The 3,398-nt window shown below is 70.9% G+C and carries 4 protein-coding genes; 2 read left to right on the top strand and 2 right to left on the bottom strand.

The features are described 5' to 3' along the window. Together recR and AC2VON_RS15795 are read left to right on the top strand one after the other, a co-directional pair. On the top strand, positions 1 to 536 hold a 536-nt coding region (recR, locus tag AC2VON_RS15800; RefSeq protein ID WP_486953801.1), incomplete at its 5' end, for a recombination mediator RecR. A gap of 97 nt (positions 537 to 633) precedes the next feature. Next, positions 634 to 1,470 (top strand): metal-dependent hydrolase, encoded by an 837-nt coding sequence (locus AC2VON_RS15795; protein ID WP_486953803.1) that lies wholly within the window; start codon positions 634 to 636, stop codon positions 1,468 to 1,470. Between the two features lie 19 nt (positions 1,471 to 1,489). On the opposite strand, the gene AC2VON_RS15790 is transcribed toward AC2VON_RS15795, so the two are convergent. Next, complete coding sequence (locus AC2VON_RS15790; RefSeq protein WP_486953802.1) at positions 1,490 to 2,191, bottom strand: type 1 glutamine amidotransferase; 702 nt, start codon at positions 2,189 to 2,191, stop codon at positions 1,490 to 1,492. A gap of 17 nt (positions 2,192 to 2,208) precedes the next feature. Further along, positions 2,209 to 3,398, bottom strand: a 1,190-nt coding sequence (locus AC2VON_RS15785; protein ID WP_486953800.1) for a DUF1727 domain-containing protein, incomplete at its 5' end; no start/stop codon positions are given.

The following is a 3,398-nucleotide window of genomic DNA, read 5'->3' as shown; positions in this document are numbered from 1 at the left end:
GCATCGCCTTTCACCTGCTGTCCGTCGAACCGGCGGAGATCGACCGGCTCACCGCGGTTTTGGCGACGGTGCGCGACGGCGTGCGGTTCTGCGCGGTCTGCGGCAACGTCTCCGACGGCGAGCGCTGCCGGATCTGCGGCGACCCGCGCCGGGACTTCTCGCAGATCTGCGTCGTCGAGGAGCCCAAGGACGTGGCTGCCATCGAGCGCACCCGCGAATTCCACGGCCGCTACCACGTCCTGGGCGGTGCGCTGGACCCGCTGTCCGGGGTCGGCCCCGAGCAGCTGCGAATCCGCGAGCTGCTGAACCGGGTCGGGGAGCGGGTCGACGGCGTCGACGTCACCGAGGTGATCGTCGCCACCGATCCCAACACCGAGGGTGAGGCGACTGCCACCTACCTGGTGCGGGCGCTGCGCGACATCCCGGGTTTGACCGTGACCCGGCTGGCCTCCGGGCTGCCGATGGGCGGCGACCTGGAATTCGCCGACGAGCTGACGCTGGGCCGCGCGCTCACCGGCCGCCGCGCGCTGGCCTGATTCAAGCTTGATCCGGGCTTGATCCGGGCCTGGGCAAGTACCCGGTACCGCTGGTACCGTGAGCTATGTGACCGCATTTGAGCCGGCGTCCAGCACCGTGTCCAGACCGATCGAGGTCCGAAGGATCCGTTTCCGGTACGACACCGAGCCGCTGGAGCGCCACTTCGTCCAGGGCGATCTGGTGATGAGCCACATTGTGGCGGTGTTGTCGGCGTTCTTTCCGCAGGGGGAGGACTTCTTCGTCCGGTCGGTGCGCCACTACGCCGATCGGATCACCGACCCGCAGTTGAAGAAGGCCGTCGCCGGCTTCACCGGCCAGGAGGTCACCCATGGCCGCCAGCACCGCGAGCTCAACGACCGGCTGCAACTGATGGGCTATCCCACCCACCGGATAGACCGGCGCACCAAGAAGGGGCTGGCCCGGCTGGAACGGTGGCGCAGCCCGCGTTACCGGCTGGCCGTGACCGCCGCGCTGGAGCATTACACCGCCACGTTGGCGGAGACCCTGCTGGGCGATCCCCGGGCTCGTGAGCTGCTGGGCGACAGCGAGGTCAGGGCGGTTCTGCTCTGGCATGCGCTGGAGGAATCCGAGCACAAGGCCGTCGCGTTCGACCTCTACCGCGCGGTCGGCGGCACCGAGCGGATGCGGATCGTCGCGATGTGGATCACCAGCGTCACGTTCATCGGCGTGCTGACGTTGCACACCGCCCTGTCGATGCTTGCCGACCGGGCCACCTACCATCCGGTGCGGTTGATCAGGAGCGTCGTCGCGCTGCGGCACTCGCCGTTTCTGACCCGCGCGGTGATCCGCCGCCTGCGTGCCTACACACGCGCCGGGTTTCACCCCGACGACAACGACAACACCGCTCTGCTCGACGAGTGGACCCCGCGGCTCTTCGGCGAACAGGGGTCGCTCACCGACCACCTGGTCTAGCTTCTTGCGCGCCTAAATCCTAAACGCGGCGTGGGGCCGCCAGCCGCTCGCGGCGCAGCAGCTCCACCTCGGGTAAATCCAGCGGGGCCAGCTCACCGGCCACCCGGGACAGCAGCAGATCGGCGAGCTGCGGGTTGCGGGCCAGGCACGGTCCGTGCAGGTAGGTGGCGATCACGCTGCCCTGCACCGCCCCGTCGGCACCGTCGCCGGCGCGGTTACCCGTACCTTTGCTCACCGCACCCAACGGCGATGCCGTGGCACCCAGCACCGTGCCGCCGCGGTGGTTCTCGAAACCGGTCAGCGGCTCCGACAGACCCGCCGGCAATGGCCTGGCGATCACCTCGCCGATGCTGCGGACCGGCTGCGGCGAGGTGGTGGCATCCAGCAACCCCACCCCGTCGACCCGCTCCCCGGCCGACGTCTCATACCAGACGCCGAGCACCTGGATGGCCGCGCAGATCGCCAGCACCGGTGCGCCGCGGGCGGCCGCACGCTGCAGGCCCGGGTAGCGGACCAGATGCCGGGTGGCCAGCCGCTGCGCGTAGTCCTCGGCCCCGCCCAGTGTGTAGATATCCAGCGACTCGGGCACCGGGTCGGCAAGGGTGATCGCCACGATTTCGGCGGCGATCCCGCGCATCAGCAGCCGCTGCCGCAGCACCACCGCGTTTCCGCCGTCGCCGTAGGTGCCCATCACGTCGGGCAGCAGCAGCCCGATCCGCACCGGGTCGGCGGTGCTCGTCAAAGGCCCAACCTCCGCTGCAGCGCCAGGAAGGCGGTGTAGTTGGCGACGATCTCGACGCGTCCGGGCGGGCACGACTCGATGGCTGCCAGCAGATCGTGCACCAGGGTGTGCCCGACCCCGGCATACCCCAGCCGCACCGCCAGGTCGGTGCCCCGCTCACCGGCGGCCACCACCGCGGTACCGTCGAACCGTTCGAAACCCACGTCCCACAGCCAAGACAGGTCCTCGCCATCGGGCACCTGGCCGTTGACGGCGATCACCACCGAGGCCCCGCGGTCCACCATCGCCAGCGCCTCCTGCCACCCGGCCGGGTTCTTGGCCAGCAACATGCGCACAGTGTGCTCTTTGTGCTCGCCGACGGGCACGATCGCATACCGTCCGGCAACCTGGTCGACTTCGGACACCGCGGCCACCGCCGCAGCCGGGTCGGCACCCAGCGCGACTGCCGCGGCGACGGCCTGCGCGGCGTTGCCGCGGTTGATGACACCCGGCAGCGCCAGCCGCATCGGCAGCGCCAGCCCGTCCGGCCCGTGGACCAGCGCGTCGTCGAACCACCAGTGCGGGCTGGGGCGGGCGAAGTCGGCCCCGCTGGAGTACCAGTGGCCGTTCTCCCGCACGATCACCTCGCCGCTGCGCGGGCAGCTGACCGAGTCACCGGCCCAGCGGCCACCGGCGGCCACCCACACCACCTGCGCACAGTCGTAGGCGGCCGACGTCATCAGCACGTCGTCGCAGTTGGCGACCACCACCGTCTGCGGATGCCGCGACAGGCCGGCCCGCAGCGCCCGTTCCACCACGTTGATCTCCCCAACCCGATCCAGCTGGTCGCGGGAGAGGTTCAGCAGGACGAGCACGGCCGCGTCCAGGGCATCCAAGACGTGCGGCACGTGCATCTCGTCGACCTCCAGCACCGCCAGGCCGGCGTCGCGCTGAGCGGCCAGGGCGGCGATCAGGCCGGCGTCCATGTTGGCGCCCTCGGGGTTGCTGGCCACCGCCCCGAGCCCGCGCAGCGCAGCGGCGGTCATCAAGGTGGTGGTCGACTTGCCGTTGGTGCCGGTGACGACGACCGTGCGCCGTCCGGTGCCGAGCTGACGCAGGATCGAGCGGTCCAGCGTCATCGCGACCAGGCCGCCGATCATCGCGCCGGCGCCGCGGCCGGTGACCCGCGACGCCCACCGCGCGCCCG

The sequence above is a fragment of the Mycobacterium sp. TH-M82 genome (genome assembly GCF_057473605.1).
The sequence above is the reverse complement of the archived record's forward strand: the minus strand, read 5'-3'. Positions and strand labels throughout refer to the sequence as shown.